We start from the raw sequence: 20,530 nt of genomic DNA on the forward strand, positions 1-20,530 counted from the left end.
GAGTTCCCCGCTCAGGGGAGGTACCGCTCGAGTGCCGCCGCCCCCTTCTCCTCGATGTGCCGCCGGGCCGCCTCGACCCGCTCCGGGGTGATGTCGTGGCCCGATGCCAGGACGAGGTCCTCCGGGTCGAAGGGCCGTTCCGCGCCGGTGTACAGCCGGCTCGGCCGGGATGCGGTGGACCGCTCCTTGGATCCGTCCTCGGGACTCTCCTTCTTCACGGTGAGCCTCCTCTGTTCCGCGGTCCCCCTCCCCGGGGGACCGTCCATGGGGGAAGTTCCCTCCATCGTGTGACACCCGGAGGGCGTTCGCACAACGATCTCGCCGACGATCACCTGCGGAGACGGCCGTGCCGCCCTCCGTCCGGATTCCCGGGGAGGGCGGCACGGCCGCGCCGTCAGTGCGCCGCGGACTCCCAGTCGCCGCCGACGCCGACGGAGACGTCCAGCGGGGCGCGCAGGCTGACGGCCCCGGCCATCTCCCGGCGCACCAGCTCCTCGACCCGCTCCCGCTCGCCGGGGGCGACCTCCAGCACGACTTCGTCGTGCACCTGGAGCAGCATCCGGGTGGTGAGCTTCTCCTTCTCCAGGGCCTCGGCGACCCGCAGCATCGCGATCTTGACGATGTCGGCGGCGGTGCCCTGGATCGGGGCGTTGAGCGCCATGCGCTCGGCCATCTCCCGCCGCTGGCGGTTGTCGCTGTTGAGGTCCGGCAGATAGCGGCGGCGGCCCAGCATCGTCTCGGTGTAGCCGGTGGCGCGGGCCTCCTCGACGACGCGGCGCAGATAGTCGCGCACCCCGCCGAAGCGCTCGAAGTAGGTGTCCATCAGGCCGCCGGCCTCGCCCGGGGAGATGCCCAGCTGCTGGGAGAGGCCGAACGCCGAGAGCCCGTAGGCCAGGCCGTACGACATCGCCTTGATCTTGCGGCGCATCTCGGCGTCCACCTCGGTCTTGTCGACCGAGAAGACCTGGGAGGCGACGGTGGTGTGCAGGTCCTCGCCGGAGGCGAACGCCTCGATCAGGCCCTCGTCCTCGGAGAGGTGGGCCATGACGCGCAGCTCGATCTGGCTGTAGTCGGCGGTCATCAGCGACTCGAAGCCCTCGCCGACCACGAAGCACCGGCGGATGCGGCTGCCGTCGGCGGTGCGCACCGGGATGTTCTGCAGGTTCGGGTCGGTGGAGGAGAGCCGGCCGGTGGCGGCCACCATCTGGTTGAAGGTGGTGTGGATCCGGCCGTCCGCCGCGACGTTGTTGATCAGGCCGTCGACCGTGGTGCGGAGCTTGGCGCGGTCGCGGTGGCGCAGCAGGACGACCGGGAGCTCGTTGTCCGTCTGGCCGGCGAGCCAGGCGAGCGCGTCGGCGTCCGTGGTGTAGCCGGTCTTGATCTTCTTGGTCCTCGGCAGGCCGAGCTCCTCGAAGAGGATCTCCTGGAGCTGCTTGGGCGAGGAGAGGTTGAACTCCCGCCCGGCGGCACGGTGGGCCTCGGCGACGGCCTGCTCGATCTCGCCCAGATACTCCTCGGAGAGCCGCTCCAGACGGGCGCGGTCCACCGCGATGCCCTCGCGCTCCATGGCGACCAGCAGGTCGCCCACGGGGAACTCCAGGTCGCGCATGAGCTCCAGCGCATGCGTCCCGGCGAGCTTGCGCTCGTAGAACGCGCCGAGGTCGAGGACGCCGCGGGCCTCGATCATGAGCTTCTCGGCGGCCTCCTTGTCGCCCTCGCCGTCGAAGTCGAAGGACTGCTGGCCCGCCTCGGCCTTGTCCGGGTCGACGCGCGGCAGGGTGCGGCCGAGCTTGTCCTCGACGAGCACCTCCAGCTCGGTGAGCTGGCGCTTGCCCTTGTTGAAGCGGACCTTGCCGGCGCGCTTCTGACGGTGGCGGTTGAGCGGGTCGGTCTCGAAGGGGCGGGCGCCGGGCTCGTCCAGGTAGGCGGCGACGGCGGTGTCCATCGTGACGCCCGCGACGGCCCAGCCGCGCTCGGCGAAGACCCGCAGCACGCGCTTGCCCATGTGCAGCACCTTGGGCCGGGCGGCGTCGGCCAGCCAGGCGGCGAACGCCTTGTCGTCCGCCTCGGACAGCTCCTGCGGCTCGAACCAGCAGGCGCGCCCGTCCGGCAGCGCGAGCGCCACCTCGTGGACGTCGCCGCTGCCCAGCTTCCAGTCGTAGCCGGCCGCGATCGCGGTGGGCACGTCCGCCGGGATGGCGGCCAGCCAGCCGGCCAGCTCGTCCGCGCCCAGCATGCGCCCGTCGAGCTCGATCTCCAGCTCCTCGGCGGCCTCCTCCACGACCGCTGCCGGGTCCGTGCCCCACAGCCGCTCGCGCAGGCTGCGGTTGCGGATCTCCAGCCGGTCCAGCAGGGCGCCCAGCGCGGCCAGGTCGTACGCCTCGCGCACCAGCCCCTCCGGGCCGGTGGACAGCTCGACGTCGCGCACCATCTCCGTCAGGCGGCGGTTGAGCTTGACCGCCTCCAGGTGGTCGCGCAGATTCTGCCCGGCCTTGCCCTTGACCTCGTCGGCGCGCTCCACCAGCTCGGCGAACGAACCGAACTGGGTGATCCACTTCGTGGCCGTCTTCTCACCGACGCCCGGGATGCCGGGGAGGTTGTCGGACGGGTCGCCGCGCAGGGCCGCGAAGTCCGGGTACTGGGCCGGGGACAGGCCGTACTTCTCCATGACCTTCTCGGGCGTGAAGCGCGTCAGCTCCGAGACGCCCTTGGTCGGGTACAACACCGTGACCGCGTCGCTGACCAGCTGGAAGGAGTCGCGGTCGCCGGTGACGATCGCCACCTCGAAGCCCTGCGCCTCCGCCTGCGTCGCCAGCGTGGCGATCACGTCGTCGGCCTCGAAGCCGTCCACCGCGAAGCGCGGCACCTGCATATGGTCGAGCATCTCACCGATCAGCTCGACCTGGCCCTTGAACTCGTCGGGCGTCTTGGAGCGGTTCGCCTTGTACTCGGCGAACTCCTCGGAGCGCCATGTCTTCCGCGAGACGTCGAAGGCCACCGCGAAGTGCGTGGGCCGCTCGTCACGCAGGGTGTTCGCGAGCATCGACGCGAAGCCGTAGACCGCGTTGGTCGGCTGGCCCTCCGACGTCGTGAAGTTCTCCGCGGGCAGCGCGAAGAACGCCCGGTACGCCATGGAGTGCCCGTCCATCAGGAGCAGGCGGGGCCGGCCTCCCTCCACTGCCTCGGTGCCGGTCGGCTCACTGCTGTCGGACGGTGTTTTCGATGCCTTTGCTGCCACGCCCCCGATCCTGCCACGACCCACTGACATTCCCCGCCACACCGCCGGAGGCCGCTGTCCGACCCCCGTGACAGGATCGTCCCCGAGGCGAACCCGCACCGCCCACGACCGCGCTCTCGAAGGGGAACGAGATGGCAGGCAAACCACCCACCGGTGATCCCGTCCAGGACGCGCCCGACGTCACCGCGCCCAAGCACTCCGCCGCGGGCGTCCCCGCCGTCGCCCATACCCTGCGCATGGCCCAGCAGCAGATGGGCGTGCGGCGCACCGCGCTCACCCTGCTCCGGGTCAACCAGAAGGACGGCTTCGACTGCCCGGGCTGCGCCTGGCCCGAGGGCGACAAGCGGCATGCGGCCGAGTTCTGCGAGAACGGCGCCAAGGCCGTCGCCGAGGAGGCCACCCTGCGCCGGGTGACCCCCGGGTTCTTCGCCGCCCACCCGGTCTCCGACCTCTTCGGCCGCAGCGGCTACTGGCTCGGCCAGCAGGGCCGCCTCACCCACCCCATGTACCTCCCCGAGGGCGCCGACCACTACGAACCGGTCTCCTGGGAGCGGGCCTTCGACATCATCGCCGAGGAGCTGCACGGCCTGGAGTCGCCCGACGAGGCCGTCTTCTACACCTCCGGCCGCACCAGCAACGAGGCCGCCTTCCTCTACCAGCTCTTCGCCCGCGAGTTCGGCACCAACAACCTGCCGGACTGCTCCAACATGTGCCACGAGTCGTCCGGTTCCGCCCTCACCGACACCCTCGGCGTGGGCAAGGGCAGCGTCCTGCTGGAGGACCTCCACAAGGCCGACCTGATCATCGTCGCCGGGCAGAACCCCGGCACCAACCACCCGCGCATGCTCAACGCCCTGGAGCAGGCCAAGCGCGGCGGCACGAAGATCATCTCGGTGAACCCGCTGCCCGAGGCCGGCCTGGAGCGGTTCAAGAACCCGCAGACGCCCCGCGGCGTGGCCGGCGGCGGCGTCGCCCTCACCGACCTCTTCCTCCAGATCCGGCTCGGCGGCGACCACGCCCTCTTCCGGATGCTCAACAAGCTGATCCTGGAGACCGAGGGCGCCACCGACACCGCCTTCATCGACGAACACACCCACGGCTTCGAGGAGTTCGCCGCCCTCGCCCGCACCGCCGACTGGGACGAGACCCTGCGCGCCACCGGCCTGACCCGCGCCGAGATCGAGCAGGCCCTGGAGATGGTGCTCGCCTCCCGGCGCACGGTGGTGTGCTGGGCCATGGGCCTCACCCAGCACAAGCACGCCGTCGTCACCATCAAGGAAGTCGTCAACTTCCTCCTGCTGCGCGGCGACATCGGCCGTCCCGGTGCCGGAGTCTGCCCCGTCCGCGGCCACAGCAACGTCCAGGGCGACCGCACCATGGGCATCTTCGAGCGCCCCGCGCCCGCCTTCCTGGACGCCCTGGAGAAGGAGTTCGGCTTCGCGCCGCCCCGCCACCACGGCCTCGACGTCGTCCGCGCCATCCGGGCCCTGCGCGACGGCGGGGCCAAGGTCTTCTTCGCCATGGGCGGCAACTTCGTCTCCGCCACACCCGACACGGACGTCACCGAGGCCGCCGTCCGCCGCGCCCGGCTCACCGTCCACGTCTCCACCAAGCTCAACCGCTCCCATGTCATCACCGGGGCACGGGCCCTGATCCTGCCCACCCTCGGCCGCACCGAGCGCGACCGGCAGCGCGGAGGCGACCAGTTCGTCACCGTCGAGGACTCGATGGGCATGGTCCACGCCTCGCGCGGCCGCCTGGCACCGGCGAGCGAACACCTGCTCTCCGAGCCCGCCATCGTCTGCCGGATGGCCCGCCGCGTCCTGGGCGACGGAAGCAGCACCCCCTGGGAGGAGTTCGAGGCCGACTACGCCACCGTCCGCGACCGCATCGCCAACGTCATCCCCGGTTTCGAGGACTTCAACGCCCGCGTCGCCAAGCCCGGCGGCTTCACCCTGCCCCACGCGCCACGCGACTCCCGCAGCTTCCCCACCGCCACCGGAAAGGCCAACTTCACCGCCTCCCCCGTGGAGTTCCCCGAGATCCCCGCCGGCCGCCTGCTCCTGCAGACCCTTCGCTCCCACGACCAGTACAACACCACCATCTACGGCCTCGACGACCGCTACCGCGGCATCAAGAACGGCCGTCGGGTCGTCATGATCCACCCCGACGACGCCCGCGAACTCCGGCTCGCCGACGGCGCCTACGCCGATCTGGTCAGCGAGTGGACCGACGGCACCGAGCGCCGCGCCCCCGGCTTCCGCGTCGTCCACTACCCCACCGCTCGCGGCTGCGCCGCCGCCTATTACCCCGAGACCAACGTCCTGATCCCGCTCGACCACACCGCCGACGCCAGCAACACCCCCGCCAGCAAGTCCGTCGTCGTCCGGCTGGAGGCGGCGACCTCCAACACGACGGATCCCGACGCGCCGGATCCCGACGCGGCGGCCCCCGGCGCGACACCCGGCGGAGCCGCCTGATAACAAACGTTCACGACAGACCATCGAGCACCACGAGCACCAGGGGAGCCGAGCCGCCATGGGCGAGCAGACCAGCACCGTCTTCACACCGGAGATCATCGACGCCTGGGCCGGCAGCGGCCTCGACCTCCCCACCCTCTTCTCGGCGGGACAACTCGGCGCGCGCATGGGCGTCCAGGTCCTCCAGGCCTCGCCCGAGCGCGTCGTCGGCACCCTGCCCGTCGAGGGCAACACCCAGCCGTACGGGCTGTTGCACGGGGGTGCGTCGGCCGTGCTCGCCGAGACCCTCGGCTCGGTGGGTGCCATGCTGCACGGCGGCCCCACCCGTATCGCCGTGGGCGTGGACCTCAACTGCACCCACCACCGCGGCGCCCGCTCCGGCCTCGTCACCGGCGTGGCCACCCCCGCGCACCGTGGGCGCACCAGTGCCACCTACGAGATCGTCATCACCGACGAGCAGGACAGGCGCGTCTGCACCGCCCGCCTCACCTGCGCCATCCGCGACACCGAGGGTCCCGTCTCCTGACAACTCCCGCCTCTTGCGGAGGAGTTGACTTTTCCCGCACACCGGCCGCGGCGCCCCCGCGGCCGGTGACGACGTTCCCGCCGACCACGGAAAGCGGAACGTGATCTGCGTCATAACAAGAGAGTCACAGCATCGGCCCCACCTCTGCCCCGGCACGTCGCACAGCCTTAGAGTCACGGCCATTCACCACCCCGCCGGGCGGTTCGCACCATCTCCGCACCTTTCCTCGTTGCCCGGCGAGCGACACGGCACCTCAGCGAAGCCGCCGCGCCAGGGAAAGGATTCACCGTGCGACACCGCTCCCTGCTCCTCCTCACCTCCGCAGTCACGGCCGGGGCCCTCGGCCTGAGCGCCTGCGGATCCCGCGACGACAAAGGAAGTGACAACGGCGACCAGGGCGGCAAGAAGGCCACCGTGGTCATCGGCCTGGACGCCCCGCTGACCGGCGACCTCTCCGCCCTCGGTCAGGGCATCAAGAACTCCGCCCACCTCGCCATCACCAACGCCAACAAGAACAACGAAGTACCCGGCGTCACCTTCCAGTTCACCCCGCTCGACGACCAGGCCCAGCCCACCTCCGGCCAGCAGAACGCCACCAAGATCGCCGGCGACAAGAAGGCCGTCGCCATCATCGGCCCCCTCAACTCCAGCGTCGCCCAGTCCATGCAGCAGGTGGCCCAGTCCAGCACCATCGCCCTCATCTCCCCCGCCAACACCACCCCCGACCTCACCCAGGGCAAGGACTGGAAACAGGACGACCGCAAGCGCCAGTTCACCACCTACTTCCGCACCTCGACCACCGACGAGGTCCAGGGCGCCTTCGGCGGCAAATACGCCCACGACCAGATCAAGGCCAAGACCGCCTACGTCATCGACGACCAGAAGACCTACGGCGTAGGCCTCGCCGCCTCCTTCTCCGCCAAGTTCACCTCCCTCGGCGGAAAGATCGTCGGCACCGAACACGTCAACCCCGAGGACCGCGACTTCAAGGCCATCGTCTCCAAGGCCAAGAGCGCCCATCCCGACCTGGTCTTCTACGGCGGCGAATACCCCGCCTCCGCGCCCCTGAGCCAGCAGCTCAAGGAGAGCGGCGTCACGGTCCCGCTCATGGGCGGCGACGGCATGTACAGCGGCGACTACATCACCCTCAACAAGAAGTCGGCCGGCGACTACGCCACCTCCGTCGGCAAACCCGTCGAACAGCTCGACTCCGCCAAGAAGTTCATCGCCGACTACAAGGCCGCCGGCTACAAGGACCGCTACGAGGCCTACGGCGGCTCCACCTACGACGCCACCTGGTCCGTCATCCAGGCCGTCAAGGCCGTCGTCGCCGACAACGGCGGCAAACTCCCCGACGACGCCCGCGCCAAGGTCGTCCAGGCCCTCAACAAGGTCTCCTTCGCCGGTGTCACCGGAAACGTCTCCTTCGACAAGTACGGCGACACCACCAACACGATGATCACCGCCTATCAGGTGGAGGGCACCACCTGGAAGGCCCGCTACAGCGCCGAATACAAGCGCTGACGCACCGGCAGAACCGGTTCGCCACGCCCTCGGCGCGGGCCCCGGCCCGCGCCGACCGCCCGCACCCCTTCCCACCCACGGAGGCCCGGCGGTGCACGAACTGCCGCAGCAGCTGGCCAACGGACTCATCCTCGGCGCGATGTACGGACTCATCGCGATCGGCTACACGATGGTCTACGGCATCGTCCAGCTCATCAACTTCGCCCACGGCGAGATCTTCATGGTCGGCGGCTTCGGCGCCCTGACCGCCTACCTCGCCCTCCCTGACGGCACCGCCCTCGCCCTCGCCCTCCCTCTCATGATCCTCGGCGGGATCCTCGCCTCCGTCGCCGTCGCCGTCGCCGCCGAACGCTTCGCCTACCGTCCGCTGCGCGGCGCACCCCGCCTCGCCCCCCTCATCACCGCCATCGGCCTGTCCATCGCCCTCCAGCAGGCCATCTGGAAGTGGTACCCCGACGCCAAGAAGGCCCGCGTCTTCCCCCAGTTCAAGGGCGAATCCCTGCACATCCTCGGCGCCACCGTCCAGCGCGGCGAGATCTTCCTGCTCGTCGCCGCACCCCTGTGCATGCTCGCCCTCGGCCTCTTCGTCGCCAAGACCCGCACCGGCCGCGGCATGCAGGCCACCGCCCAGGACCCCGACACCGCCAAGCTCATGGGCGTCAACACCGACCGCATCATCGTCATCGCCTTCGCCATCGGCGCCGCCTTCGCCGCCGTCGCCGCCGTCGCCCACGGTCTCAAGTACGGACAGGTGGACTTCCGGATGGGCTTCATCACCGGCCTCAAGGCCTTCACCGCCGCCGTCCTCGGCGGCATCGGCAACATCTACGGCGCCATGCTCGGCGGCGTCGTCCTCGGCGTCGCCGAAGCGCTCGCCACCGGCTACATCGAGGAGATCCCCGGCATGTCCCAGTTCGGCGGCGGCTCCTGGAAGGACGTCTGGGCCTTCGTCCTGCTCATCCTCGTCCTGCTGCTGCGGCCCCAGGGGCTGCTCGGCGAACGCGTCGCGGACCGGGCGTGACGGCCATGGACCACAGCCGCGCCCCGCTCGTCCCCCTGCCCGCCGGCCCCGCCCGGCTGATCACCGCCGTCGGCGCCGTCCTCACCCTCGTCTCCACCTTCCTCGCCTGGACCTGGACCACCGCCTTCCCCGGCAACCTCACCGTCACCGGCTACCCCGGCGGCCTCCAGAACATCACCCTCGCCGGCGCCGCCCTCACCCTCCTCCATGCCCTCGCCGGATACCGCCTCCGCGGGCTGCGCTGGCTCGCCCCCGCGGGCACCACCGCCCCCACCCTCCTCCTCGCCCTCGGCACCCTCGCCGCCACCTGGTACACCCTCGGCGCCATCACCCAGCAACTCGGCGGCCTCGTCAACCTCGAACCCGGCGGCTGGATCGCCGGAGCCGCCGTCCTCCTCACCCTCCTCGGCGCCCTCGCCCTGCCCGCCGATCGCCCCCTCTCCCCGGACTCGCCCACCGGCCCCTGGCACCGCTTCCGCCACAGCCTCACCACCGGCCGTCCGCGCCCCGCCGCGCCCCTGCCCTCCTGGGCCGAAATCCTCATCGTCGCCGCCGCGTTCGCCCTCGGCCTCCTCCTCTTCACCTACGGCGTCGACGCCGAATACGGCGAACTCTTCGTCGGCTACCTGCTCCTGGCCATCGCCGGACTCGCCGCCCTCTCCCGCTCCGGACTCACCGCGCGCCTCAGCACCCTCACCGCACGGCACCGCAACATCACCCTCACCGCCGCCTTCGTGGCAGCCGCCTGCTTCCCCCTCACCCTCACCAACGACACCTACACCAACCTCGCCACCAGCATCCTGATCTTCGCCACCGTCGCCCTCGGTCTCAACGTCGTCGTCGGCCTCGCCGGCCTCCTCGACCTCGGCTACGTCGCCTTCCTCGGCGTCGGCGCCTACGCCGCCGCCCTCGTCTCCGGCTCCCCCGAATCCGCCGCCGGCGTCCACTTCCCCTTCTGGGCCGCCGTCCTCACCGGCATCGGCGCCTCACTCGTCTTCGGCGTCCTCATCGGCGCCCCCACCCTCCGCCTGCGCGGCGACTACCTCGCCATCGTCACCCTCGGCTTCGGCGAGATCTTCCGCATCACCATGCTCAACCTCAACGGCAAGACCGGACCCGACATCACCAACGGCTCCATGGGCATCCCCAACATCCCCGACCTCGAAATCGGCGGATTCCGCTTCGGCGACTCCCATGACGTCCTCGGCTTCACCATCGGGCGATTCGGCAACTACTACCTCCTGATGCTCCTTGCCACCATCGCCGTCGTCCTCGTCTTCCGCCGCGCCGCCGACTCCCGCATCGGCCGCGCCTGGGTCGCCATCCGCGAGGACGAGACCGCCGCCACCGCCATGGGCATCAACGCCTTCCGCCTCAAACTCCTCGCCTTCGCCCTCGGCGCCGCCCTCGCCGGACTCGCCGGCACCGTCCAGTCCCACGTCATCACCACCGCCACACCCGACCAGTACCAGTTCGCCGGCACCGTCCCGCCCAACTCCGCCTTCCTGCTCGCCGCCGTCATCCTCGGCGGCATGGGCACCATCACCGGCCCCGTCGTCGGTGCCGCCCTCCTCTACCTCATCCCGAACAAAATGGACTTCATGCAGGACTACCAACTCCTGCTCTTCGGCGTCGCCCTCATCCTCCTGATGCGCTTCCGCCCCGAGGGCCTCGTCGCCGACCGCCGCAAACAACTCGAATTCCACGACGCCCCGCTGGAGGGAGCGTGACCACCGTGGCCGCCACCCCACCCCTCCTCACCGCCACCGGCGTCACCATGCGCTTCGGCGGACTCACCGCCGTACGCTCCTGCGACCTCACCGTCCACGAACGCCAGATCGTCGGCCTCATCGGCCCCAACGGGGCCGGAAAAACCACCCTCTTCAACTGCCTCACCGGCCTCTACACCCCCACCGAAGGCACCGTCACCTACCGCGGCACCCGACTCCCCGCCAAACCCCACCTCGTCACCCAGGCCGGCATCGCCCGCACCTTCCAGAACATCCGCCTCTTCCCCAGCATGACCGTCCTGGAAAACGTCCTCGTCGGCCGCCACACCCGCACCAAGGAAGGCCTCTTCTCCGCCCTCCTCCGCGGCCCCGGCTTCCGCCGCGCCGAAACCGCCTCCACCCAACGCGCCCACGAACTCCTCGACTTCACCGGCCTCCACGGCAAAGCCGACCACCTCGCCCGCAACCTCCCCTACGGCGAACAACGCAAACTCGAAATCGCCCGCGCCCTCGCCAGCGACCCCGGTCTCCTCCTCCTCGACGAACCCACCGCCGGCATGAACCCCCAGGAGACCCGCGCCACCGAACGCCTCGTCCTCGCCATCCGCGACCAAGGCGTCGCCGTCCTCGTCATCGAGCACGACATGCGCTTCATCTTCAACCTCTGCGACCACGTCGCCGTTCTCGTCCAGGGCGAAAAACTCGTCGAAGGCGACCCCCGGACCGTCCAGAGCGACGAACGCGTCATCGCCGCCTACCTCGGCACCCCCTACGAGGGCGCCCCCGGACAGGCCGAAGCCTCAGAAGTCGAAGCCGCGGAAGCCGAAGCTGCGGAAGCCGAAGCCGCCGAGGAGAACGAATCCCTATGACCCCCGCTCCCCTCCTCGAAGTCACCGACCTCCACGTCGCCTACGGCAAGATCGAAGCCGTCAAAGGCATCACCTTCACCGTCCGCACCGGTGAGATCGTCACCCTCATCGGCACCAACGGCGCAGGCAAAACCACCACCCTGCGCACCCTCTCCGGACTCCTCCGCCCCACCGCCGGCACCATCCGCTTCGACGGCCGGCCCCTCGCCGGCGTCCCCGCCCACCGGATCGTCGCCCACGGCCTCGCCCACTCCCCCGAAGGCCGCCACATCTTCCCCCGCCTCACCATCACCGAGAACCTCCAGCTCGGCGCCTTCCTCCGCAAGGACACCGACGGCATCGCCCACGACATCCGCCACGCCTACGAGCTCTTCCCCATCCTCGGCGAACGCGCCCGCCAACCCGCCGGCACCCTCTCCGGCGGCGAACAGCAGATGCTCGCCATGGCCCGCGCCCTGATGTCCCGTCCCAAACTCCTCATGCTCGACGAACCCTCCATGGGCCTCTCGCCGATCATGATGCAGAAGATCATGGCCACCATCCGCGAACTCAAGGCCGCCGGCACCACCATCCTCCTCGTCGAACAGAACGCCCAGGCCGCCCTCACCCTCGCCGACCACGGCCACGTCATGGAAACCGGACGCATCGCCCTCTCCGGCACCGGCCCCGAACTCCTCGGCAACACATCCGTCCGCAAGGCCTACCTCGGCGAGGACTGAACGCGGGGACCGAACGCGAGGACCTGGCGCAGGGGCCGAACACGAAAAGGGCCCGCATCCGAAGTCCGGACACGGGCCCCTGCCAACGCCTGTCGCCTACTGCTGCTGCTCCTTGGCCGCCTTCTTCTCCTTGGCGTCCTCGATCACAGCCTCGGCCACCTGCTGCATCGACATCCGGCGGTCCATCGACGTCTTCTGGATCCAGCGGAACGCGGCGGGCTCCGTCAGCCCGTACTGCGTCTGCAGAACGCTCTTCGCCCGGTCGACGAGCTTCCGCGTCTCCAGCCGCTGGGCGAGGTCCGCGACCTCCTGCTCCAACGCCTTCAGCTCCGTGAAGCGGGAGACGGCCATCTCGATCGCCGGCACGACGTCGCTCTTGCTGAACGGCTTGACCAGGTACGCCATCGCCCCGGCGTCCCGGGCCCGCTCGACGAGCTCGCGCTGCGAGAAGGCGGTGAGCATCAGCACGGGCGCGATCGACTCGGCGGCGATCCGCTCCGCGGCGGAGATCCCGTCCAGGACCGGCATCTTCACATCCAGAATCACCAGATCCGGCCGGTGCTCCCGCGCCAGCGCGACGGCCGTCTCCCCGTCCCCGGCCTCGCCCACGACGGAGTAGCCCTCCTCCTCGAGCATCTCCTTGAGGTCGAGACGGATCAGGGCCTCGTCCTCGGCGATCACGACGCGCGTGGTGTGCGGAGGGGTGTGCTGCGGCTCGTCGTCGACGGGCGGCTGGGGCTCGGCGGCGCTCACGGGTCTCCTCGGTCCAGGCAGGCGGTGCTATAGCAGCCTACCTAGCGGCGGAGCACGGCATGTACACGGTATGGTGTCTGACAGCAACCGGCCCGGTTGGTGGAACTGGTCAGACACGCGAGTCTCAAACACTCGTGCCCTAGCGGGCATGTGGGTTCGAATCCCACACCGGGCACCTCTAGCGCAAAACGGACGCTCACCTTCGCGTGGATTCCGCGAATCTTCACCGCTTGAGCACGCCCAGCCACCCAGAGTGCTGCGCATGCAGATGCACGGCACAGAAGTGCGCAAGCGAGCGATCGACCTGATCCGCTCCGGAGCCTCGAACGCCGAAACCGCCCGCAGGCTGGGCGTCCCCATCGGCACGGTCGGCTACTGGCTGCACATGGACCGATCCAAACGCGGGGAATGCCCTGGGCGTCACGACCCGAAGTGCCCGCGGTGCGATGGTCGGGAGCTGGACGAGGCCGCCTACTCATACCTGCTCGGCCTGTATCTGGGCGACGGCCACATCATCCAGTACTCACAGCACCGCGTGCCAAGCCTCATGATCACCTGTGGTGACGTCTGGCCCGGACTGATGGATGCGTGCGAGGACGCCATGCACGCGGTTTTCCCCGACAACTCCGTCTGCCGCGTCAAACGAACCGGTTGCCAGAACGTGAAGATCTACTCGAAGCACCTCTGGTGCATGTTCCCCCAGCACGGGCCGGGAAAGAAACACGAACGCAAGATCGCCCTGAAGCCCTGGCAACAACGAATCGTGGACGCACACCCCTGGGAGTTCATACGCGGACTTGTCCACTCCGACGGCTGCCGAATCACCAATTGGGCGGCCAGAGTTGTGGCAGGAGAACGCAAGCGCTACGAGTACACGCGCTACCTCTTCACCAACAAGTCCGACGACATCAGGCAGTTGTACACCGACACCCTCGACAAGGTCGGTGTCGACTGGAAAATGACCCGCCGCGGCACCGACCCCTTCAACATCTCCGTCGCCCGCCGCGACTCCGTGGCCCTCATGGATCTCATCATCGGCCCGAAGTACTAGTCCACGCCGATGTGATGCACCCGCACCAGATTCGTCGTCCCCGGCGTCCCCGGGGGCGAACCCGCCGTGATGATGACCATGTCGCCCTTCCGGCAGCGCCCGATCCGCAGCAGATACTCGTCCACCTGCCGGACCATCTCGTCCGTCGTCTGCACCATCGGCCCCAGGAACGTCTCCACACCCCAGGTAAGGTTGAGTTGGGACCGCGTCGCCGGCTCGGGGGTGAAGGCGAGGAGCGGGATCGGTGAGCGGTACCGCGACAACCTCCGTACCGTGTCACCGGATTGAGTGAAGGCCACCAGGAACTTCGCCCCGAGGAAGTCACCCATCTCGGCCGCCGCGCGGGCGACCGCGCCGCCCTGGGTGCGGGGCTTGCTGCGCTCGGTCAGCGGCGGAAGGCCCTTCGCCAGGACGTCCTCCTCGGCGGCGATGACGATGCGGCCCATGGTCCGGACCGTCTCGACGGGGTACTTCCCCACGCTGGTCTCGCCGGAGAGCATCACCGCGTCCGTGCCGTCGATGACGGCATTGGCGACGTCGGAGGCCTCGGCCCGGGTCGGCCGCGACGCGTCGATCATGGAGTCGAGCATCTGCGTCGCGACGATGACCGGCTTCGCATTACGCTTCGCCAGCTTGATCGCCCGCTTCTGCACGATCGGGACCGTTTCCAGCGGCATTTCGACGCCCAGGTCGCCACGGGCGACCATGAGTCCGTCGAAGGCGGCCACGATGCCGTCGAGGTTCTCGACGGCCTGCGGCTTCTCGACCTTGGCGATGACGGGGAGGCGGCGGCCCTCCTCGTCCATGACGCGGTGGACGTCGTCGATATCCCGCGCGCTGCGGACGAAGGAGAGGGCGACGATGTCGGCGCCGGTCCTGATGGCCCAGCGCAGGTCCTCGACGTCCTTCTCGGAGAGGGCGGGGACGGAGACGGCGACGCCGGGGAGGTTGAGGCCCTTGTGGTCGGAGACCATGCCGCCCTCCAGGACGACGGTCCGTACGCGCGGGCCGTCGACCTCGGTGACCTCCAGGGTGACGCGGCCGTCGTCGACGAGGATGCGCTCGCCCCGGGTGACGTCGGCGGCGAGGCCGTCGTAGGTGGTGCCGCAGCAGGTGCGGTCGCCGGGCACGTCCTCCACGGTGATCGTGAAGCGGTCGCCGCGTTCAAGGAGTACGGGCCCCTCCTCGAACCGGCCGAGGCGGATCTTCGGGCCTTGAAGGTCCGCGAGGACGCCCACGTTGCGGCCGGTTTCCTCGGCAGCCTTCCTGACCCGCCCGTACCGCGCCTCGTGATCCGCGTACGTGCCGTGGCTCAGGTTGAAGCGGGCGACGTCCATGCCGGCTTCGACGAGTGCCTTGATCTGCTCGTACGAGTCGGTGGCGGGCCCCAGGGTGCAGACGATTTTCGCTCGGCGCATGCCACGACCTTATGACCTACCCACGGGTAGAGAATTGGGCCGCCGCAACTCCCCAACGTCCGTTGGGTAAAAGCTTGTTGACAAGTAGTGAAACGTGCGCGGGGGTGCTCCGATGAGCGGTGGAGCACCCCTCGCGCGGGGGTGTCAGAGCACCGGCGGGGTCATCGTCAACCGTGCATTGACCTGGGCGTAGACGGTCTGGCGCTGGGGTTCGAGGTCGAGGGCGGCGGGCGCGGCGCCGCCGTAGCCGGCGGAGCGCATGGCGCCGACGGGGCGGGGCACGGGGCCGCCGGCGACGGCGTGTTCGGCTCCGGTGTCGGCGAGTTCGACGAGGGCGACGAGCCGGGAGCCGAGTGCCTCGGCGTACTCGCGGGCGCGCTGGACGGCGTCGTGGACGGCCTGGCGGCGGGCTTCGCGGTGGGCGGGCGAGTCGGTGCGGAGGTCCCACCAGGGTCCGTCGAGGCGGGTGAGGTCGAGGTCGGCGAGGCGGGTGGTGAGTTCGCCGAGGACGGTGAAGTCGCCGAGGGTGGCGGTGAGGTGGACGTGTCCGCGGTAGGCGCGGATGCGTTCGTGGCGTCCTTTGTCGTTGAGCTGGGGGGTGATGGTGACGGCGCCGGTCTCGATTTTCTCGACGGCGTCGCCATGGGTTTTGAGGAGATCGATGATGTGGTTGTTGCGGCGGGTGAGGTCGTCGAGGGTCTTGTGACGGTCGGTTCCCCGGGCGCTGACGGTGATACCGAGTCGGGCGATTTCGGGGTCGACTTCGAGGTGGGCCTCGCCGCGGACGGCGACGCGGGGGATGTCGGGCGTTCCGTAGGGCAACGGCTCGGGTGCGGTCATGGGGCAAGCGTCCCAGTCGTCGTTGGCTCTGGGGACCGGCGGGAGTCATCGGATCGCAACCTTGGGAGGGTGGTGAGGGGGTGGCCGGGGAGGTCAGAATCTACGCGCGTTGTACCGGAGGGTGACGTGGGTCGTCGCCCTCCGGTGTCGTGTTCGGATGTGTGGGCACCGTGGGGTGTCCGGCCAGAGATGGTCCAAGGATGGTCCAAGGGATGGGGAGTTCGATGCCGATCGACCGCAGGGGTTTTCTGGGCCGCACGGCCGCCACGGGTGCCGGGGTGGCTCTGACGGGGGCGGTGGGGGCCGTGCCCGCGGTGGCGTCCTCGCCGGAGCGGTCCGGTCAGGGGCACGGTCACGGCCGGACGAAGCGGTACTCGTTCACCGTGATGGGCACCACGGACCTGCACGGGAACGTCTTCAACTGGGACTACTTCACGGACGCGGAGTTCGACGACAAGGCGCACAACGACGTGGGCCTGGCGAAGATCTCCACGCTGGTGCGCCGGGTCCGCGCGGAGAAGGGGCGGCGGAACACCCTGCTGATCGACGCGGGTGACACCATCCAGGGCACGCAGTTGGCGTACTACTACGCGCGGGTGGAGCCGATCACAAAGGCGCACGGGCCGGTGCACCCGATGGCGCTGGCGATGAACGCGATGGGCTACGACGCGGCGGCGCTGGGGAATCACGAGTTCAATTACGGGATTCCGGTGCTGCGGAAGTTCGAGCGGCAGTGCGACTTCCCGTTGCTGGGCGCGAATGCGCTGGATGCGAAGACGATGCGGCCGGCGTTCCAGCCCTACGTCATCAAGCGGATGCGGACGCCGCACGGGCGGGACGTGCGGGTGGCGGTGCTGGGGTTGACGAATCCGGGGATCGCGATCTGGGACAAGGCGAATGTGCAGGGGAAGATGGTCTTCCCGGGGCTGGAGGAGCAGGCGGCGAAGTGGGTGCCGCGGCTGCGGTCGATGGGTGCGGACGTGGTGCTCGTCTCGGCGCACTCGGGCATGAGCGGGACGTCGTCGTACGGGGATGCGCTGCCGTATGTGGAGAACGCGGCGGCGTTGGTGGCGGAGCGGGTGCCGGGGATCGACGCGATTCTGGTGGGGCACGCGCATGTGGAGGTTCCCGAGTACCGGGTGGTGAACAAGGAGACGGGCCGGCCGGTGGTGCTGTCGGAGCCGCTCAAGTGGGGGCAGCGGCTCACGCTGTTCGACTTCGATCTGGTGTGGGAGCGGGGCGGCTGGCGTGTGGAGTCGGTGGCGTCGAAGGTGCTGAACTCCAACGAGGCGGAGGAGGATCCCGCGGTCACACGTCTGGTGCGGGGTCAGCACAAGAAGGTGGTGGCGTACGTCAATCAGCGGATCGGGACGTCCACGGCGGCGATGAGCGCCGCGGAGGCTCCGTTCAAGGACACGCCGGTCATCGACTTCATCAACCATGTGCAGGCGGAGACGGTGCGGGCGGCGTTGAAGGGCACGGCGTACGCCTCGCTGCCGGTGCTGTCGCAGGCGTCGTGCTTCTCGCGGACGGCGGCGGTGCCGGCGGGCGAGGTGTCGGTCCGGCAGGTGGCGGGGCTGTATCCGTTCGAGAACACCTTGGAGGCACGGCTGCTGACCGGTGCGCAGCTGCGGGAGTATCTGGAGTTCTCGGCCCGGTATTACGTGCGGACGCCGGCGGGTGGGCCGGTGGATCCGGCGAAGCTGACCAATGCCGAGAACATTCCGGACTACAACTATGACGCGGTGAGCGGTCTCTCCTATGAGATCGATGTGGCGAAGGCGCCGGGTGCGCGGATCGGGAAGCTGCTGTTCGACGGGAAGCCGCTGGAGGATTCCGCGCAGTTCGTGCTGGCGGTGAACAACTACCGGGCGAGCGGGGGCGGCAACTTCCCGCACGTGGCCAAGGCCAGGCAGGTATGGGCGAATTCGGAGGAGATCCGCAACACGATCATAGGCTGGGTGAGGGCGCAGAAGGTGATCGATGTGGCGCGGTTCTCGTCAGTGGACTGGAAGTTGACGCGGGATGGTGCGCCGGTTTTTTGAGTCGGTGACCGGGGCGGGTGTGCGGGGCCGTGACGTGGGTCGCGGCTCCAGCCCGAACGTGGTGAAGGCGGTGCGTTCGGGGAGGGGGTAGTGGGTGGTGCCGGTGATGGCGTTGAGGATGGTGGCGCTGCGCCAGGCGGCGAGGCCCAGGTCGGAGCTGCCGATGCCGTGGGTGTGGGTCTCGGCGTTCTGGACGTGGATGGAGCCCTTGACGAGGGGGTCGAGGACGAGGCGGTGGTGGCCGTCGACGCGGGCGCGGCCGGCGGAGTCGCGGCGGATGTAGGGGTCGAGGGCGGCGAGGAGCCGGTCGACGCGGCGTTCGCGGTAGCCGGTGGCGAGGACGACGGCGTCGGTGGTGAGGCGGGAGCGGGTGCCCTGCTCGGGGTGTTCGAGGTGGAGCTCGACACGGGTGGTGCCGACGCGCCCTGCGGTGCGGACGAAGACGCCGGGGGTGAGGGTGGTGTCGGGCCAGCCGCCGTGGAGGCTGCGGCGGTAGAGCTCGTCGTGGATGGCGGTGAGGGTGGCGGGGTCGATGCCGCCGTGGAGCTGCCACTGCTGGGGCAGGGCCTGGTCGCGGACGGGTTCGGGGAGGGTGTGGAAGTACTGGCTGTAGTCGGGGGTGAAGTGCTCCAGGCCGAGGCGGCTGTTCTCGGCGGGGGCGAAGGCGGGGGTGCGGGCGAGCCAGTGGAGGCGTTCGCGTCCGGCGGGGCGGTTGCGGAGGAGGTCGAGGAAGATCTCGGCGCCGGACTGGCCCGCGCCGACGACGGTGACGTGGTCGGCGGCGAGCAGCTCGGCGCGGTGGTCGAGGTAGTCGGCGGAGTGGTGGACGGGGACGCCGTGGGCTTCGGCGAGGGGGCGCAGGGGCTCGGGGACGTCGGGGGTGGTGCCGATGCCGAGGACGACGTTGCGGGCGTAGGTGCGGCCGAGGGCTTCGGCCTCGCCGTCGGGGTCGAGCTGGGTGTAGTCGATCTCGAAGAGGACGCGTTCGGGGTTCCAGCGGACGGCGTCGATGTGGTGGCCGAAGTGGAGTCCGGTGAGGTGTTCGCTGGCCCAGCGGCAGTAGGCGTCGTATTCGGCGCGCTGGATGTGGGTGCGCCCGGCGAAGTAGAAGGGGTAGAGGCGTTCGCGGGTCTTGAGGTAGTTCAGGAAGCTCCAGGGGCTGGTGGGGTCGGCGAGGCTGACGAGGTCGGCGAGGAAGGGAACCTGGATGCGGGTGCCGTCGATGAGCAGTCCGGGGTGCCAGCGGAAGGTGTGATTCTCGTCATAGAAGGCGGCCCTGAGGTCCGGGACGGGGTGGGCGAGGGCGGCGAGCGAGAGGTTGAAGGGGCCGATTCCGATGCCCGCGAGATCCAGGGGCGCGTCGGGAGTGTGGTCGGGGGACGGGGGGTTGGTCATGCGGGAGTGCGGCCTTCCCGTGGTCGGCGGTGGGCTCGGCCTCAAATTCCGGCCGTGCCCCTTCTGTTGAGCGGCCCAGGGCCTTGGTCGGGCGGCTCAAGGCCGGTTCAAGCTACCGGCTGTACCCGATCGGTGACGCCTTGTGGGGGATGTTTCCCTCGATGGTGGTACTGCCCAGGTTCACGGGCGAGGACGGGTGCGACGGGGGGCGCACGGTGCCGCGGCGGGGTGCGGGGCGCGGCGCGGGAGCGGCTTCGACTACCCTGCACCCCATGGCCATGATGAACCTCGCTATCGACATCGGACCGCTCAAGCCCGATCTCGCCCCGCTCGTCCTGGGGCTGGTGCTCTTCTTCCTCGTCTTCGCGGTGATCGCGAAGGGGATCCTGCCCCGGATCAACAAGGTCCTCGCCGAGCGCGAGCAGGCCACCGAGGGGCGCTTCGGCGAGGCCGAGGAGACGCGTTCCGAGGCGGAGCGGGTCCACGCCGAGTACCAGGAGCTGCTCGCGGAGGCCCGGCACGAGGCCGCGCGGCTGCGCCAGGAGGCGGTGGAGCAGGGCAACGCGATCATCGCCGAGCTGCGGGCCGAGGGCCAGCGCCAGCGCGACGAGATCGTCTCGGCCGGTCACGCCATGATCGACGCGGAGCGCGCGGTGGCCGAGGCCCAGCTGCGCGAGCAGGTCGGCGTGCTGGCCACGGAGCTGGCGGGCAAGATCGTCGGCGAGTCGGTCGAGGACTACGCACAGCAGAGCGGCATCGTGGACCGCTTCCTCGAGGAGCTCCGCACGGCGCAGCCGGCGGACGCCGTCGAGGACAAGCGCGGCTGACGACCGGCAGCGTTTTTCGGGCCTGGCGCCCGCACCCCGTCCGGGGTGCGGGCGCCTTTGTCATGTGCCTCGTTCCGCCTCCGACCTGCGGCGT

Annotated in this window: 16 protein-coding genes and 1 tRNA gene; 11 read left to right on the top strand and 6 right to left on the bottom strand. The window is 69.8% G+C overall.

The features are described from left to right. Positions 1-11: 11 nt before the first annotated feature. Positions 12-218 carry a hypothetical protein gene (locus AB8735_RS10565; protein WP_199893528.1) on the bottom strand — a complete coding sequence of 69 codons (207 nt, stop codon included), beginning with the start codon at positions 216-218 and terminating at the stop codon, positions 12-14. Positions 219-394: 176 nt separating this feature from the next. Then, a complete protein-coding gene (gene polA / locus AB8735_RS10570) occupies positions 395-3,238 on the bottom strand; it encodes a DNA polymerase I (RefSeq protein WP_372406845.1) in 2,844 nt (947 codons plus the stop codon). Between the two features lie 131 nt (positions 3,239-3,369). On the opposite strand from polA, the gene AB8735_RS10575 reads away from it, so the two are divergent. The 7 genes from AB8735_RS10575 (at position 3,370) to AB8735_RS10605 (ending at position 12,107) form a co-directional block, all read left to right on the top strand. Beyond that, a complete protein-coding gene (locus tag AB8735_RS10575; protein WP_372406847.1) occupies positions 3,370-5,718 on the top strand; it encodes an FdhF/YdeP family oxidoreductase in 2,349 nt (782 codons plus the stop codon). Positions 5,719-5,776: 58 nt separating this feature from the next. Further along, complete coding sequence (locus AB8735_RS10580) at positions 5,777-6,244, top strand: hotdog fold thioesterase (RefSeq protein WP_344024665.1); 468 nt, start codon at positions 5,777-5,779, stop codon at positions 6,242-6,244. Positions 6,245-6,547: 303 nt separating this feature from the next. Beyond that, on the top strand, positions 6,548-7,768 hold the full coding sequence (locus AB8735_RS10585) for a branched-chain amino acid ABC transporter substrate-binding protein (protein ID WP_372411815.1): 1,221 nt from the start codon (positions 6,548-6,550) through the stop codon (positions 7,766-7,768). 91 nt (positions 7,769-7,859) lie between these two features. After that, positions 7,860-8,789: a branched-chain amino acid ABC transporter permease gene (locus AB8735_RS10590; protein WP_372406849.1), complete on the top strand. Its 930-nt coding sequence runs from the start codon at positions 7,860-7,862 to the stop codon at positions 8,787-8,789. Positions 8,790-8,794: 5 nt separating this feature from the next. Beyond that, a complete protein-coding gene (locus AB8735_RS10595) occupies positions 8,795-10,519 on the top strand; it encodes a branched-chain amino acid ABC transporter permease (RefSeq protein WP_372411816.1) in 1,725 nt (574 codons plus the stop codon). Between the two features lie 47 nt (positions 10,520-10,566). After that, the gene (locus AB8735_RS10600; RefSeq protein ID WP_372411817.1) at positions 10,567-11,388 is read left to right on the top strand and encodes an ABC transporter ATP-binding protein; all 822 of its coding nucleotides are present in this window, start codon (positions 10,567-10,569) and stop codon (positions 11,386-11,388) included. After that, the gene (locus tag AB8735_RS10605; RefSeq protein WP_372406851.1) at positions 11,385-12,107 is read left to right on the top strand and encodes an ABC transporter ATP-binding protein; all 723 of its coding nucleotides are present in this window, start codon (positions 11,385-11,387) and stop codon (positions 12,105-12,107) included. The genes AB8735_RS10600 and AB8735_RS10605 overlap by 4 nt, the downstream gene beginning before the upstream one ends. Positions 12,108-12,203: 96 nt before the next feature. Here the strand turns inward: AB8735_RS10605 and AB8735_RS10610 are convergent, their stop codons facing one another. Then, positions 12,204-12,860 (bottom strand): response regulator, encoded by a 657-nt coding sequence (locus tag AB8735_RS10610; RefSeq protein WP_344024658.1) that lies wholly within the window; start codon positions 12,858-12,860, stop codon positions 12,204-12,206. Positions 12,861-12,950: 90 nt separating this feature from the next. On the opposite strand from AB8735_RS10610, the gene AB8735_RS10615 reads away from it, so the two are divergent. Further along, positions 12,951-13,035, top strand: a tRNA-Leu gene (locus AB8735_RS10615). An 87-nt stretch (positions 13,036-13,122) separates the two neighbouring features. Beyond that, a complete protein-coding gene (locus tag AB8735_RS10620; RefSeq protein WP_372406853.1) occupies positions 13,123-13,911 on the top strand; it encodes a helix-turn-helix domain-containing protein in 789 nt (262 codons plus the stop codon). On the opposite strand, the gene pyk is transcribed toward AB8735_RS10620, so the two are convergent. Both pyk and AB8735_RS10630 read right to left on the bottom strand, forming a co-directional pair. After that, the gene (gene pyk / locus AB8735_RS10625) at positions 13,908-15,329 is read right to left on the bottom strand and encodes a pyruvate kinase (RefSeq protein WP_344024654.1); all 1,422 of its coding nucleotides are present in this window, start codon (positions 15,327-15,329) and stop codon (positions 13,908-13,910) included. The two genes, AB8735_RS10620 and pyk, sit on opposite strands and share 4 nt — an antisense overlap. Positions 15,330-15,473: 144 nt before the next feature. Next, complete coding sequence (locus AB8735_RS10630; RefSeq protein ID WP_344024652.1) at positions 15,474-16,169, bottom strand: SIMPL domain-containing protein; 696 nt, start codon at positions 16,167-16,169, stop codon at positions 15,474-15,476. Between the two features lie 224 nt (positions 16,170-16,393). Here AB8735_RS10630 and AB8735_RS10635 point away from each other — a divergent pair, with 224 nt between their 5' ends. Beyond that, positions 16,394-18,214: a bifunctional UDP-sugar hydrolase/5'-nucleotidase gene (locus AB8735_RS10635; RefSeq protein ID WP_372406854.1), complete on the top strand. Its 1,821-nt coding sequence runs from the start codon at positions 16,394-16,396 to the stop codon at positions 18,212-18,214. On the opposite strand, the gene AB8735_RS10640 is transcribed toward AB8735_RS10635, so the two are convergent. Then, positions 18,170-19,609 carry a SidA/IucD/PvdA family monooxygenase gene (locus AB8735_RS10640; protein WP_344024650.1) on the bottom strand — a complete coding sequence of 480 codons (1,440 nt, stop codon included), beginning with the start codon at positions 19,607-19,609 and terminating at the stop codon, positions 18,170-18,172. The genes AB8735_RS10635 and AB8735_RS10640 overlap by 45 nt on opposite strands. Before the next feature lie 272 nt (positions 19,610-19,881). Here AB8735_RS10640 and AB8735_RS10645 point away from each other — a divergent pair, with 272 nt between their 5' ends. Continuing rightward, entirely contained in the window at positions 19,882-20,436 is a 555-nt protein-coding gene (locus AB8735_RS10645) for a F0F1 ATP synthase subunit B (RefSeq protein WP_344024648.1), read from the top strand. Positions 20,437-20,530: the final 94 nt, after the last annotated feature.

The sequence above is a fragment of the Streptomyces luteireticuli genome (assembly GCF_041519305.1).
Classification (GTDB): Bacteria; Actinomycetota; Actinomycetes; order Streptomycetales; family Streptomycetaceae; genus Streptomyces; species Streptomyces luteireticuli.